This window comes from Balneolaceae bacterium, assembly GCA_034521495.1.
In the GTDB taxonomy this organism is placed as follows: Bacteria; Bacteroidota; Rhodothermia; order Balneolales; family Balneolaceae; genus Rhodohalobacter.
This window is the reverse complement of record JAXHMK010000007.1, coordinates 43,068-56,829: the sequence shown is the minus strand read 5'-3', so window position 1 is coordinate 56,829 and position 13,762 is coordinate 43,068. Positions and strand designations below refer to the sequence as shown.

Annotated in this window: 13 protein-coding genes, 1 tRNA gene and 1 other RNA gene; 9 read left to right on the top strand and 6 right to left on the bottom strand. The window is 41.4% G+C overall.

Annotated elements, in window-relative coordinates; all coding sequences use genetic code 11:
- Window positions 1-28 precede the first annotated feature (28 nt).
- Complete coding sequence (locus tag U5K72_04115; GenBank protein MDZ7717992.1) at window positions 29-454, top strand: hypothetical protein; 426 nt, start codon at window positions 29-31, stop codon at window positions 452-454.
- Between the two features lie 6 nt (window positions 455-460).
- On the opposite strand, the gene U5K72_04110 is transcribed toward U5K72_04115, so the two are convergent.
- The gene (locus U5K72_04110; protein MDZ7717991.1) at window positions 461-2,044 is read right to left on the bottom strand and encodes a Ppx/GppA phosphatase family protein; all 1,584 of its coding nucleotides are present in this window, start codon (window positions 2,042-2,044) and stop codon (window positions 461-463) included.
- A gap of 117 nt (window positions 2,045-2,161) precedes the next feature.
- Here U5K72_04110 and U5K72_04105 point away from each other — a divergent pair, with 117 nt between their 5' ends.
- Both U5K72_04105 and U5K72_04100 read left to right on the top strand, forming a co-directional pair.
- Window positions 2,162-3,106, top strand: coding sequence for an alpha/beta fold hydrolase (locus U5K72_04105; GenBank protein MDZ7717990.1), 945 nt, complete (start codon window positions 2,162-2,164; stop codon window positions 3,104-3,106).
- 104 nt (window positions 3,107-3,210) lie between these two features.
- A complete protein-coding gene (locus U5K72_04100) occupies window positions 3,211-4,164 on the top strand; it encodes a YpdA family putative bacillithiol disulfide reductase (protein MDZ7717989.1) in 954 nt (317 codons plus the stop codon).
- A gap of 62 nt (window positions 4,165-4,226) precedes the next feature.
- Here the strand turns inward: U5K72_04100 and ffs are convergent.
- Window positions 4,227-4,326, bottom strand: an RNA gene (gene ffs, locus U5K72_04095) — signal recognition particle sRNA small type.
- Between the two features lie 68 nt (window positions 4,327-4,394).
- Window positions 4,395-4,468: transfer RNA gene (locus U5K72_04090), tRNA-Ala, on the bottom strand.
- Between the two features lie 129 nt (window positions 4,469-4,597).
- Between U5K72_04090 and U5K72_04085 the strand changes: the two genes are divergently transcribed.
- Entirely contained in the window at window positions 4,598-5,551 is a 954-nt protein-coding gene (locus U5K72_04085) for an OmpA family protein (GenBank protein MDZ7717988.1), read from the top strand.
- A 72-nt stretch (window positions 5,552-5,623) separates the two neighbouring features.
- Here U5K72_04085 and U5K72_04080 read toward each other — a convergent pair whose 3' ends face one another.
- From U5K72_04080 to U5K72_04070, 3 genes are all read right to left on the bottom strand, one after another.
- Window positions 5,624-7,978, bottom strand: a complete 2,355-nt coding sequence (locus U5K72_04080) for a DUF5686 family protein (protein ID MDZ7717987.1) — start codon at window positions 7,976-7,978, stop codon at window positions 5,624-5,626.
- A 125-nt stretch (window positions 7,979-8,103) separates the two neighbouring features.
- Window positions 8,104-9,141, bottom strand: coding sequence for an ABC transporter ATP-binding protein (locus U5K72_04075; protein MDZ7717986.1), 1,038 nt, complete (start codon window positions 9,139-9,141; stop codon window positions 8,104-8,106).
- 159 nt (window positions 9,142-9,300) lie between these two features.
- A complete protein-coding gene (locus tag U5K72_04070; GenBank protein MDZ7717985.1) occupies window positions 9,301-9,846 on the bottom strand; it encodes an outer membrane beta-barrel protein in 546 nt (181 codons plus the stop codon).
- A 346-nt stretch (window positions 9,847-10,192) separates the two neighbouring features.
- Here U5K72_04070 and U5K72_04065 point away from each other — a divergent pair, with 346 nt between their 5' ends.
- From U5K72_04065 to U5K72_04045, 5 genes are all read left to right on the top strand, one after another.
- On the top strand, window positions 10,193-11,293 hold the full coding sequence (locus tag U5K72_04065; protein MDZ7717984.1) for a Gfo/Idh/MocA family oxidoreductase: 1,101 nt from the start codon (window positions 10,193-10,195) through the stop codon (window positions 11,291-11,293).
- Window positions 11,259-11,708 carry a hypothetical protein gene (locus U5K72_04060; GenBank protein MDZ7717983.1) on the top strand — a complete coding sequence of 150 codons (450 nt, stop codon included), beginning with the start codon at window positions 11,259-11,261 and terminating at the stop codon, window positions 11,706-11,708. Before U5K72_04065 ends, U5K72_04060 begins: the two co-directional genes overlap by 35 nt.
- A gap of 34 nt (window positions 11,709-11,742) precedes the next feature.
- Window positions 11,743-12,564 (top strand): DUF1080 domain-containing protein, encoded by an 822-nt coding sequence (locus tag U5K72_04055; GenBank protein ID MDZ7717982.1) that lies wholly within the window; start codon window positions 11,743-11,745, stop codon window positions 12,562-12,564.
- 404 nt (window positions 12,565-12,968) lie between these two features.
- A complete protein-coding gene (locus tag U5K72_04050; protein ID MDZ7717981.1) occupies window positions 12,969-13,325 on the top strand; it encodes an STAS domain-containing protein in 357 nt (118 codons plus the stop codon).
- Window positions 13,326-13,333: 8 nt separating this feature from the next.
- Window positions 13,334-13,756 carry an ATP-binding protein gene (locus tag U5K72_04045; protein ID MDZ7717980.1) on the top strand — a complete coding sequence of 141 codons (423 nt, stop codon included), beginning with the start codon at window positions 13,334-13,336 and terminating at the stop codon, window positions 13,754-13,756.
- The last annotated feature ends 6 nt before the right edge of the window (window positions 13,757-13,762 follow it).

Here is a 13,762-nt window from a genome sequence, read left to right as displayed (position 1 = left end):
CCTATCATGTTACTAAAAATAGTTACATATGCAGGATAAAGCCCGATTTTTTGCTTACACAACATGGGTAGTTATGATTTCGCTGGCCATCATTATTTTTTCAGATCAGTTTCTTTACCTCGTATCAGAGCCGGGTTGGCTGGGGCTGGTTGTACTTTTAGGTTTCGGACTAATCTATATGAATTTAGCCTATAATGCTGTAAAACGTTTTATCAGAAAAGTACCGGCCCCTACGCAGGCCCACTATGCTCTTGGCGGATTTATTTTTTTACCTCCGGCGTTTTGGATCCTCTTTGTAAGCGCCTCAACTTTAACCAATAAAATTTTGCTGTTAGTTGTTTTGGCCCTGGCATGTGGACTGGGTACATTTTATGGAAATCGCACAGGTATAAAAGCAAGGTATGAATACATTCAGAAATTGAAGAAGTATCAAAAACAACAGGAAGAGAATTAACCCAAGCTAAACCATCGCCGGCGAAAATGTCTCCACTTCTCTTATCTTCAGAGTTTTTCCGGTTACTTCTTCAAATAAAGTTTTTTTCCGCATAGCCCCCCAAATTTCCAGCTGCGGATCAGACTCTGTTTTTATATGAATAATTACCTGATCGGCTGTCTTCTCAATTTCCAAACCCCGCACATTTTGATAGTGGCTGCGGTCCAGTCCATCGGCGATACGGATGATTGCCGAAAGTTTCTTTACTCGTTTTTTCTCCTCTTTGGGAAGCTTATCGTAATGTTTATGGCGCGATTTAGGCGTGGATCTCCTGTGATACCGCGATACGTTGGCCATAATCTCAATCTCGTTTTCTTTAAATCCTTTCAGATCGGAATTGCGAATAATATACAGGGCATGCTTATGATGTTTTCGGTGTGAAATATGATACCCGATATCGTGCATAAAACAGGCATATTCCAGCAACTCGCGATCTGTCTCTTCCAGACTCAGTTCTTCCCGGAAGTTATCAAACAGTTGAAGTGCAAGTTTTGCCACATGCCTTGAATGTTGCTCGTGCCAGTTACACTTATGTACAAGTTCCATTACACTGCGGCGGCGCGGACTTTCTATAAATTCTGTTTCCTTCAAATAGGTCATTTCCTGCTTGATATACCGAAGGATAATACCCTCACGAAGTGCCTGCGATGACATTTTAATCCGCTTAATCCCAAATGTTTTCAATACATAATTAACCAATACAAGACCAGCCGGGAGAAGGCTGATACGCTTTTCATCAAGTCCCTTTAACTGAGAGCGTTCATTATAGTTCATCCCGATAACATCATCATACAGATCAAAAAACTCTCTGGCTGTAAACTCAAGTTCATTTACACTCAAATTCGGGGTTTTGTTATTCCGGTATGCAATCATCAAGGCAATATTTTCCATCGTACCCGAAGAACCAATCAACATGGAAGCCCTGTGTGATGCAAAGGACTGAGCTACATCTGTGAGATTTGATTGATAATGATCAACAAGCTTCTGGATCTCCTGTTTTGAGATTGGATCGTTGTCCACAAACCGGGATGTCATCCTGGCCACGCCCAGTTTTTTACTGCTTAGATGAAAGAACTTCTCTTTATTTGCAATAATATACTCTACACTTCCTCCACCCAGATCCATAATCATCGAGGGACTGGCAGGCATTTCAACCCCGTGCTGAACGGCAAGTCCAATCAATTCTGCCTCCACACGTCCGGGAATGGCTACAATTTTTATACCCACTTTGTCAATCACTTTTTGAATTAATTCTCCGCCATTCTCTGCCTCGCGGATTGCACTGGTTGCATAGGCCAATATCCGCTCTGCTCCCTGGTGATCACACAGGGTCTTTATTTTTTGAAGTGCATCTAAAGCTCGTTCAAAAGCGGCATCAGATAGCCGGTTGTTAAACCCCTTTTCCGCAAGCAGAACCATCTCTTTCAATTTATCAATGGTGTAAAAACTTCCATCCGGGTATACATCTACAATAACTGCATGAAAAGAGTTGGTACCAATGTCTATAGCAGCAATTCGCTTCACGGGTTGCTTCTGGGAATATTCGGGCATAACTGTTGTCATAGATTAAGTTCTGATAAAATGATAAAGAATGTGATTGCCAAAATCTTCAATGATTTCAGACACAACTACCTGTGATTTCAAAACAACTTTGTTACCTTTTAGCATATGAATCATGAGAAAAAATCTTCATTCAAATCAGCTCCCTGGTGTTTTAATGGCCATGCTCACACCATTCTTTGTTCACTCATTTTTGAATCACCAGGCCTGCACTCAGAGAAACTGAGTATTGATACTCCCGATGACGATTACCTTGAAATCGATGTAATTGACAATGGCTCAGCCAGTCCGGTTGCAGTGTTATTCCATGGGCTGGAGGGGCATTCACGGCGATTTTACATCACGCAGCTTGCAGAGCATCTAATAACCCGCGGTTTTTCCACAGTTGCGGTGAACTTCAGGAGTTGTGGAGGAAAAATGAATCGGCAGCGCAAGTTTTATCATTCCGGAGAAACCGATGATCTTGAAACAGTATTTAAATGGGTTCAGGATCATTTCCCAAAATCTCCCATTTTTGGAGCGGGCTTCTCTCTTGGAGGCAGTGCCCTTCTGAATTTTTTAAAGAAACATAATAGATATCATCCATTGCAAGCAATCTCTGCCATTTCTACTCCCTTTGAATTGAAAAAAGGTTCCCGGAATCTGGAAAATGGTTTCAACCGGCTCTACTCCATCCTATTCTTGCAAACACTAACAGAAAAGTTGAAAGAAAAACGAGCCAAATACCCGGATCTGCCTGCCTTCAGGGGATCTACATTGTATGAATTTGACGATCAGATTACCGGGCCTATTCACGGATTTAAAGATGCAGAGGACTACTATTACCAGTGTTCAAGTGCTTTTTTTGTGGATCAAATCAACACAGATACACTTGTAATTCACAGCCGCCAGGATCCAATGTGTCCATTCAAGTGGACGCCGGTGAAACAGATTCGGAAAAATTCAAAGATCACTGCTCATTTTACACCAAGGGGTGGCCACGTTGGTTTTTGGAGCTTGCCAAATGGATGGATTAATAAAAAAATAGGCGATTATTTTTGCGATTTTATCTGATCTTCACTGATTTCATCTATTTGTGCAATCGACAAGCTTAATGACATTTTACCTGCAGGATTCGTATTTTTGATTTTTAAAATGAAACTGAACAAACCCTATTTATGGTAATTATTATCGGCGCCGGACCTATTGGGCTGGCAACGGCTATTGAGTTAAAAAACAGAGATATTCCCTCCTTAATAATCGAGCGGGGATGCCTGGTAAATTCCATTTTTCACTACCCTGCTAATATGACTTTTTTCTCGACCTCTGACAAACTGGAGATCGGGAATGTTCCATTCATTTCGCATAATCCGAAGCCGACTCGCGGAGAGGCACTTGAATATTATCGACGGGCAGCTGAACATTATGATTTGAATATTCGCCTCTATGAAGAGGTAGAATCTGTAACGGGAAAGGATGGAGAGTACCTGGTCAATACACCGAAAGGGAGTTACAAGGGTGAGAAAGTTGTGTTAGCTACCGGCTTTTACGGACAAGAAAATCTCATGAATATCCCCGGCGAAGAACTCCCAAAAGTTACTCACTATTATGATGATCCACATAAATATGCGTGGCAGGATGTAGTGATTGTTGGAGCCGGAAATTCAGGAGCCGATGCCGCACTTGAAACATGGAGAAAAAATGCGAATGTAACAATGGTTGTGAGGGAGTCTGAACTGAAACAAACCATTAAATACTGGGTCTTACCCGATATAGAAAATAGAATCAAGGAAGGATCTATATCCGCTCATTTCAATTCGGAACTTGTAGAAATACGCGAAGATGAAGTGGACATTCAAACCCCGGAGGGAATAAAAACCATTTCGAATGATTTTGTACTGGCTATGACCGGCTATCATCCTCATTTTGGATTGATGAAAAAACTGGGCATAGATCTGACTGAAGATGAAAAACGGATGCCTGTTCACAACGAAAAAACGTTAGAAACCAACCGGAAAGGACTTTACGTAGCCGGAGTGGTCTGTGGCGGAATGGATACCAGCAGTCTGTTTATTGAAAATACGAGAATTCATGCCAGACATATTGCAGGGCATATTGATGAGAGTTTGTAATTCTGACCTTTGACCTTAACTCAGGTTTAAAAAAATGTGAAGTATTTGGGGCAAATAAAAAAAGAGGGCAAGCTACCCATATCACGCCGCTACGACCTGCTACCGCTGCTGCCTTCCGACCCTGACGGAGTTCACAGGGAGCTGGCTGTATGGAACTTGCCCCGAATAGGTAAGATAAAAGCTTTTCTACTTAATATAAACCAAAACAACTCTTGCTTTTATCTCTTATGTGGAGCTACGGGGATTCGAACCCCGGACCTTCGCGCTGCCAGCGCGACGCTCTAGCCAGCTGAGCTATAGCCCCTTTCGAGGCATCAAATATATCATCTTTCCGGTTTATAAGTCAAAAAACCTTTTGATTACTAATATCGTTCTGTATTTTTGTAATAGAACCAAAACATATACAACTGCTAACTGAATAATCCAATACGATATGCTCAAAACATTTAAGTTTATATCATCCATAATTTTAATAACCTCTTTGATGTTTGCAGGTTGTGGCCCGAGTGGCCCCGGTCCTGAACCAGATCCGTTAACCCTTGAATATTTGATGAGTCTTTCCGATGAAGAACTTCAACAGCGTGATAGTGACGGAGATGGAGTGAATGACTACGACGAAATTTATGTGTACGAAACCAATCCTCTGGAGCCGGATACAGACCAAGATGGATTGAATGATTATGATGAGATCTTCGAACATGGAACAGATCCATTAGTAGCTGATTCTGACGAGGATGGACTTTCAGATGGTGATGAAGTGAACGTTTATAATACTGATCCATTGAATGCCGATTCAGATGAAGACGGGCTGAACGACGGTGATGAAATAAATGAATACGAAACCGATCCTCTGAATCCTGATACAGATGGAGATGGGCTTTCAGATGGTGATGAAGTGAACACTCACGGAACAGACCCGATAAACAATGATACTGATGGTGACGGATTCAGTGATGGACTGGAAATTGAAGAGGGTACAAATCCTTTGGATCCAGAAGATCCGCCGTTTATCAGAGAAGGAGAACTGAACACTATTAACTTTGGATTTGACCGTTCAAATATTAGAGACAGAGCCGCTCAGTTGTTGTCTCTCAATGTGGAAAGACTGCTGGATGCCCAGGCATTTGGTGTACGAATTGACGCCTACACAGATCATATTGGCGGCGATCAGTATAACCTCCGGTTAAGTGTACGGAGAGCAAATTCTGTTGCAGATTTCTATAAGCAGAACGGCATCGCCGAAGACAGAATTGAGCTTCGTGGTTTAGGTAAAGCACCAGTTCCATGTGCCGAGGCCGAAATGGACGCTAATACACCCGGATGTGAGAAAAACCGACGAGCAGAATCACATCCTGTGAATCCGCATTCATTTACCCCGATGAACTAATCGGTCTAATTGAATCTGATCTAAGAAGGCGGGCTTTACGGCTCGCCTTTTTTATTTTGGTGAGATTTTCCATTAGAAATAGCGCGGCACACTGAAACCGATAAAAAATCCGGGTGCGTCTAAACGCTTGGCAAAATCCAATCGGACTACTCCAAAAACGCTGTTAAGACTCGCCCCAATCTCCGTGTGAACTCCATTTGACAGTAGAAGATTGAACGGTTCCACATCTTTCGAATCCGCATAACCCGCCCCGCCAAACAGGATTATTCCCCATCCTTTATCTACAAAATAATTTATTCCAAGCAGTTCAAATGGAATTGTTCTGAAATTATGTTCACCGTAGACTGTCCAGTATTTGCTCCCTGCATACGGCAGGGAATGACGAGTTTTAATGACGCCAAATGGAGTAAATCTGCCCATAGCAACATCAGCAATACCTAAACGCTGAGGAGGTAAATCCCCGATTGCTGTTCCGCCTGAAAATGTAAGATCCAACGTATTAGCAAATAGCCGCCGCTGGTAAAATGTGTTTATATGCAGATCTGCACGCAGATTCAATCGTGTGAAATTAAAATCACTACCCAGCGCATCGCTGCTATGTTCAGCTGAAAAAATCACTTGGTTTTTGCCGGCAAATCCAAAATCAGTTCCGGTTTTGTTATATGCCAGCTCACCGGATATAGAATGCAGTGTTCCATCCTCAATTTGCGGGTTGATTCTCCTGGTTCTGTGCCATCCAAACAGACTGTAATCAAACACTGAATTTTCATCAAAAGAGATATGGTTTTCCCTGTTGGCTGATAGTGTTAAGTCAGTATCTCCAAATAGATCTTCAAGTGTAATACCGGCATACATTTTTTCATTTCTGAAATAATCAAAATAGTCCTCGGTTCCTATCAAGGATTGCACACTGTTCATTCCAAGTGAATAGAATCGGGATTCAAATCGTACATCGGTTATTTGTTCGAAACCAGCATTCAAACCAATATCAGTATTCCCAACTTCAAAAAGTTCCTGGTTCAGGTTAATCCCCACATCCCACATTTCGCTGTGAAAACTATATCCACCAAATCCAGATATTTTAAATCCTGTATCATCAAACTCATTTTCATAGTTAAGTCCTAAATGATAACCATCCATCCTGTTGAAATGTCCACGAACACCTAACCCATCGGGTAGCCAGTTTGTCAACAAATTTAAAAAACCGGAATCATCGTCCGCTGAACCATCCTCCTCAGCTACCATTCTGGCTAAAAAACCTTCCGGCTTAAAGGCTTCCTCAAAAGTTCTTGTGCTGTCAATGGTCTGATATGCTGTTGTTTCGTCAGCGGTGAGGGGTATCCTTTCAATCTCCATTTCTCTTTCCGCTATAAAAGTTGAGTCAGCCTGCATAAGTATCTCGTCTTTTTGGTAGATCGAATCGGGCAGAGCAGTATTTACCTGGTAATCCGATATCCGGGATGTTTGTTTGAACAAAAAAGGCGGGAAGCGTAAACCTACCATTCCAACGCGAACCGTTCCCTCTACCCGCATATCTACAGGAAGCCAAAATTCTCCACCATAATTACTAAACTGCTGCTGATAGGAGAGATTAAATTCTTGTATGGGCGGCGGGAAATTTACTACCTCATTTGGTTTTAAATCGACCTCCAAAAGCGCATAATCACGCCCCAGTACCCAGGCTGTTCCAATAAATGTTGGCTGCCGTTCGCGGCGCGGAGATACTGTGATTTTATACACCGGTTTACCGTCCATCTGCTGAACCTCCTGTAACTCAAAAAAATAAAATTTAGGAGCATCAGGATGGGTAATCCCAACCATATTATATCCGGCAATCTCAACATTGTCATCATAAAAATTGGGTTGATAGTTGACTCCTGCAAAGTTCTGATCTTCCGAAATATTTGATGTTTGTGTCCTTGATACCTGGATTTCACGATGTCCCTCTTCAGTATTCCAAAATACAATTGAACTGCTCTCTATGATTGATACAATGGATGTATCGTTACTTAAAATTTGCCGGGTATAGGCTTCGGCCTGGTAGGTATCAAGATTTTCTCTCCAAATTTGTTTTCTTGCAATTACTCTCTCCATTATGGAGAGGCCCGGATCTTTTTCTGTCACTATAATTTCTTCGAGCTCAGTCACCGACAAACCAAGTTCAATCTCAATTGGAAGTGATGTTTCCTGAGTTATTTCTACTTGAGCTGTTTCAAAACCTATATACCGCACCTGGAGTGTCACCGGGAGTTCATCAACCGTTAACGAAAAATGACCCTCTGCATTCGTAATAGTTCCCCGATAGGTGCCCGTAAGCAGAACAGTTGCTGACGGAAGGGTTTCCCCGGATTCAGAATCGAAAACGGTTCCCTCTATTTCAATTTGGGAAAAAGCCGGTCTTATAATTGTAAAGAAAAGTATGAGCAAACAGAGGAGCCGTTTCATCAAAAAGTAAGTTTAATAGTCTGTGAATTCGGATTCCTCTTACGGCAGATTTTAATCTACGTTTCGAAAAGTTTATTGGATATTGCTGCTCTGAAATACAAAAAGTATTATCTCTCCAATATAACTGCAGACTCCAGTGGACGCACCACTACTTCATCATTTTGCTCAAATAAAACCCTATTATCGGTATGCACAATATACCTCTCTCCATTACACTCAACATGATAAGTGATGTCGTGACCCTTAAACTCCCTCGCAACAATCATCCCTTTTTTATATTTATCAGAAGTGCCATTCGGACTTTCAATAGTTAGATGTTCGGGACGAATGGAACAGGTAATTTTTCCTTTTGCTTTCCTGTTTAATTTCAAGTGGCCAATTTCTGTCTCCATAACATCTGAGTCTTCTATCTCTCCCTCAAAAATATTCGTTCGGCCTAAAAACCGGGCAACAAATTTATTTTTGGGCTGATAGTAAACCTCTTCCGGAGTTCCAATCTGTTCTATCTGCCCTTCATTCATCACACCGATCCTGTCAGCAAACGAAAGAGCTTCCTCCTGATCATGTGTTACAAGCACAGCACTCATTCCCGCTTTCTTAATAATTGACCTGACCTCTTTTCGGGTTGTATCGCGTAAAATTGCATCGAGGTTTGAAAAAGGTTCATCCAATAAGATTAATTTTGGCTCAGGTGCTATGGCACGCGCAAGAGCTACCCGTTGTTGCTGTCCGCCAGATAGTTCGGCAGGGCCTTTATGTTGATGATCTCCCATGCCGGTTCTGCACAACACTTCCTCGGCAAACACCTTTCGTTTGTGTTTGGGCAGATCTGTTAAGCCAAATGCCACATTCTCCAGGGCAGACATGTGCGGGAAGAGTGCATAATCCTGGAATACAAACCCGATTCCTCTTTTTTGAGGGGCTACATGTTTTTTAGGAGACGAAAGAAGATCTCCCTCAAGTTTTATCTCGCCTTTGTCCAGTTGTTCAAAACCTGATATTAATCGTAATGTAGTTGTTTTACCGCACCCGCTGGGCCCCAAAAGGGCAAATATCTCATTCTCGCGCACTCCAAAAGTCGTCCGCCGAACAACAGGAACACCCTTTACAAAGGCTTTCTCAATATTTTTTACTTCAAGAAGCATATTTATGAACACAACTGAGAGCGCATGAATTCTCTTACGCTTATTTATATACAGTCTATATAAATTAAGGAATAATTCGCCTTATTGAAATGTAATACCATCAAAATTATTTATAACAAGAACTGATAGCTCTCTCACTTTGATATGCAACAGAATAATTTAGAATCTCAGATTAATTCCTATAGCCAGCCTTGATACATTGTCGAAACCTATCTGATCAGTACTTGTCAGATTTGCAATTCTATACTCAATAAAGGGATTCAAAATTGGCAACAGGGTAAACTCAGCTCCGCCAAATCCATTCCAGTAGAAACTGGAGTCATTGAAATCAAAACCCTCAACATCTGCATTGAATTTTAATTGCTGGTTACCAATTCCTAAACCAACGTATGGCTTTACGATTCCCAATTTTACCCCAGCGAGTGCAGCAAGCCCATAATCATATACATCTATTTGGCGGCTAAACGTAAAATCATCCCGGTTAACATTATTCTCATCATTGAAATAACTGAAGTGAGCGCGAATACCAAGATCAATAAGGGGTGCCCCTTGCAGAAAGCTCCTTTCTATTCGAAAACCGAATCCGTTTTCTGGGTCCTCATCTCTTATTTCATACGATGCTCCAACCGACCACTGTGCCTGAGCGGTTTGATTGACAGAAATAAATGCTAATAAAAATCCAACTGTAATGAGTACTTTTTTCATGTCTGTAAATTTGAATGAATGTTAGATTAAATTTTTGCGGTTCTTATAATTTTATAAACGAATTGAACGTTTTTTGTTTCGTTGACAGACAACACATTTTTAACAGTATTGCATTATAAATCATTTTGTAAATACATGTTAATTACATGCTATCAAAACATTCATGTTTTAAATTGAAGTAACATCAAAAAAAGATTAATATATAAGATGTGTTAAGTACAATGGAAAGAAAAAGTAGAAACTGGTACAGCAAAATTTTAAATGATGCTCAATGTGTTTCAAACCCTGCAAGGTCTTTCCAAAATCTTTTCATTCATAGAATTCATTAATTAAACAAACCCATATCATGAAAAAATTCGATAAAAAAGATTCAATAAGCGGAATTTCCCGCAGAGATTTCTTGGGCAAATCGGCTGCTTTTGCTGCTGGATTTTCCGTACTGCCAAGCAAAGTAGTTAGCGGCCTGGGACATCGTGCACCCAGTGATAAACTAAATATTGCCGGTGTTGGTGTTGGTGGCCGTGGGGCCGCAGTTCTCAGAGCTATGAAAGAGACAGAAAACATAGTTGCTCTCTGTGATGTAGACTGGAGATACTCACAAAGTACGTTTGATGAATATCCCGACGCTGCAAAATACTGGGACTGGAGAGTAATGTTTGATGAAATGGGTGATGATATTGACGCGGTTGTTGTCGCTACATCAGACCATAGCCATGCAACTATTGCCGCTCATGCCATGACCATGGGCAAACATGTGTATGTTGAAAAGCCTTTAACCCACACCGTATATGAATCCCGATTACTCACAAACTTAGCTGCAGAATATGGTGTAGCCACACAAATGGGAGATCAGGGTGCATCTGGCGAAGGCATTAATCTTGTAACAGAATGGGTTCAAAATGGTGTAATTGGTGAGGTAACTAAAATTGAAGCATTTACCGACCGCCCCATTTGGCCACAAGGTTTGAATGTACCTGAAGAGGAGCAACAAGTACCCGATACAATGAACTGGGATCTTTTTATTGGACCCGCTGAGATGAGACCCTACAACGAAATTTATACACCATGGAATTTCCGCGGTTGGTGGGATTTTGGAACCGGTGCGCTGGGTGATATGGCCTGCCATATTTTGCATGCTCCGTTCAAATCACTTGAACTTGGTTATCCAACAAGAGTGCAAGGTAGCTCAACTCTGCTTCTCCAGGAATCAGCTCCTACAGCACAACGAGTTCGATTGACCTACCCAGAACGAGAAACCAGCATGGGTACACTTCCTGAAGTGGAAGTACACTGGTATGATGGTGGTCTGCAACCCCTTAAGCCTGAAGGCTGGCCAGAAGGAAGAGATATGAACCATCGCGGCGGTGGTGTATTGATGCACGGAACAAAAGATACACTTGTTCACGGTTGCTATGGATCCGATCCGTGGTTACTGTCCGGCAAATAAACCAAATGTTGGAAAATCTGTACGACGTGTTAAAGTTGGTGATCTTGAAGGTGAAGCTGCCCACCAAATGGATTGGGTACGAGCTTGTAAAGAAAGCCCACAGAACAGAACAGAAGCCAAGTCTTCATTTGACAAATCCGGACCATTTAATGAAATGGTAGTAATGGGAGTGCTTGCCGTACGTCTGCAAGAACTCGATAAAGAACTCGAGTGGGATGGTGAAAGCATGGAGTTCACCAACATCAACCCTAATGAGTATCTCCGAATCATTAAAAGAGATGGATTCAATATTGAGGACGGAAATCCCACATTTAGTCGAGAATACACGGATCAGATCAATGCACAGCAATTTGCTAATGGATTGATTCGAAAAGAGTATCGAGATGGATGGGATCTGCCCAATATGCCTGCATAAATTTCAAATCATAACAAACCAAAAATCTTATACTATGAAGATTAAATCACTTAAAAGGTACGGTTTCTTCAAACTGACATTACTTATCCTGGTTGCCGGACTCTTTACCGCTTGTTCTTCCGACACGGAGAATCAGCAGTCTGAAGCCACAGATGGTTCAATGGAAGCCGAAGAAGCACCTATTAATACACTCACTGCAGAAGAAGAGGGACAAGGCTTTACCTTGTTGTTTGACGGAGAAACATCCGAAGGCTGGCGTGGATACCAAAGAGAAGATTTCCCCGGAGCCTGGGAAGTTGTTGACGGTGCTCTGCACATTAAAGGATCAGGCCGGGGTGAAGCCGGTGCTGAAGATGGCGGAGATATTCTCTACGATGAAGTTTTCAGCAACTTTCATCTGAAGTTTGAATGGAAAGTTTCTGAGGGTGGTAACTCCGGTGTTTTCTACCTCGGCCAAGAAACAGATGAATTTGACTACATCTGGATGACTGCGCCCGAATTTCAGGTACTGGATAATGAACGCCATCCGGATGCCATGCTTGGTGAAAACGGAAACAGGCAGTCTGCTTCCCTCTACGATATCTATCCCGCAGACCCGCAAAACGCAAATCCTGCGGGTGAGTGGAATACAAGTGAAATTATTGTTTACGACGGTACCGTTGTTCACAGACAAAATGGTGAAACTGTCGTAGAATATCACCTCTGGACCCCTAAGTGGGAAGAAGATGTTGCTGACAGTAAATTCCCTGAACTGAATGAAAACTGGGTTGATGTAGCTGAGGAAGGTTACATCGGACTACAGGATCATGGTGATGATGTTTGGTTCAGAAATATCAAACTTCGAAGAATGGATTAATAATTCAATTCCAATAATTCGACTTTTTAAAAGCCATCGCAAAAAAAGCGATGGCTTTTTTAATTTCAATTATTTTTGTTACCCCCATTTGAAAAAGATCAGTCAAAAAGAATTTTCTTTAAATTTTAAGTAGGTAAAAAGTAGTAGATAAAAAAACCGGTTTTCTCTGAATCATCCTATTGTTTCAATTAAAGTTTGGGGTTTAGGCATCTTTTTTGGTAATATAGGGTGCGCTCAAGTAGCGTCTCTCTTGATGAATAGTCAGGGTATCGTACCGGATACGTACGATACCCTATTTTTTTGCTGTAACCTACCTATCTTCAATTCGTATTCTTACTTTCGGTCTATCTCTCTTAATCCTATTTTAGATATATTCCATCATTTCAATTAAGCCCATTGAGTAAATGAAAAACTTTAAAATTGACCACCGCACGAACAGCGGCCTTGAGGTATTAGATCTTTATGGAGAGTTAGACGCTCACACCGCATCCCAGCTTGAGGATTCTCTTAAACGCCTTATAAATAACCAAAAATGTAATATCATCGTAAACTTTAGTGAGCTGGATTACATAGCCAGTGCCGGCCTGGGTGTATTTATGGCATATATTGAAGATGTACGAGACATTGGCGGCGATATAAAGCTTACAGACATGAATGACAAGGTTTACAATGTGTTCGATCTGCTCGGCTTTCCAACCCTCTACGATATCCTTGATCATGAAAAAGAGGCCGTAAAAAAATTTTTAAATGAAGAAGGATAACAGCTGAATTGAATAACGCAACCACATATCAAAAAAAAGTGAATGCCTCTACGCAGAATCTGTCTGCCATTAGGAATTTTGTGTCCAGACATGCAGAAGAACAGGGCTTTTCTTCACAAAAAGTTGCGGATATCCAGTTGGCCGTTGATGAAGCTTACACCAACATCATTAAACATGCCTATAAATACGATTCAGACCAGAATGTGATCATTAATCTTGAATTTGATGATGAAAAAATGGTTGTAACTCTTACCGACCACGGCTTGGGGTTTGATATCGGAAAATACAAGAAACCAAATCTGAAGAAACAGATTGAGAGAAAAAAAAGAGGCGGAATGGGGGTCTATTTAATTCAAAAATTGATGGATGAAGTTTCCTACCATGCCAAAAATCATGAGAATGTACTTCGAATGTGTAAGAACAGAAATTAAAAGGGC

Excerpts from the sequence above, each read along its gene's own strand:
- U5K72_04115 (MDZ7717992.1), top strand. The coding sequence starts at position 29 with ATGCAGGATAAAGCCCGATTTTTTGCTTACACAACATGGGTAGTTATG.
- U5K72_04110 (MDZ7717991.1), bottom strand. The coding sequence starts at position 2,044 with ATGCCCGAATATTCCCAGAAGCAACCCGTGAAGCGAATTGCTGCTATA.
- U5K72_04105 (MDZ7717990.1), top strand. The coding sequence starts at position 2,162 with ATGAATCATGAGAAAAAATCTTCATTCAAATCAGCTCCCTGGTGTTTT.
- U5K72_04100 (MDZ7717989.1), top strand. The coding sequence starts at position 3,211 with ATGGTAATTATTATCGGCGCCGGACCTATTGGGCTGGCAACGGCTATT.
- U5K72_04085 (MDZ7717988.1), top strand. The coding sequence starts at position 4,598 with ATGCTCAAAACATTTAAGTTTATATCATCCATAATTTTAATAACCTCT.
- U5K72_04075 (MDZ7717986.1), bottom strand. The coding sequence starts at position 9,141 with ATGCTTCTTGAAGTAAAAAATATTGAGAAAGCCTTTGTAAAGGGTGTT.
- U5K72_04070 (MDZ7717985.1), bottom strand. The coding sequence starts at position 9,846 with ATGAAAAAAGTACTCATTACAGTTGGATTTTTATTAGCATTTATTTCT.
- U5K72_04065 (MDZ7717984.1), top strand. The coding sequence starts at position 10,193 with ATGAAAAAATTCGATAAAAAAGATTCAATAAGCGGAATTTCCCGCAGA.
- U5K72_04060 (MDZ7717983.1), top strand. The coding sequence starts at position 11,259 with ATGGATCCGATCCGTGGTTACTGTCCGGCAAATAAACCAAATGTTGGA.
- U5K72_04055 (MDZ7717982.1), top strand. The coding sequence starts at position 11,743 with ATGAAGATTAAATCACTTAAAAGGTACGGTTTCTTCAAACTGACATTA.
- U5K72_04050 (MDZ7717981.1), top strand. The coding sequence starts at position 12,969 with ATGAAAAACTTTAAAATTGACCACCGCACGAACAGCGGCCTTGAGGTA.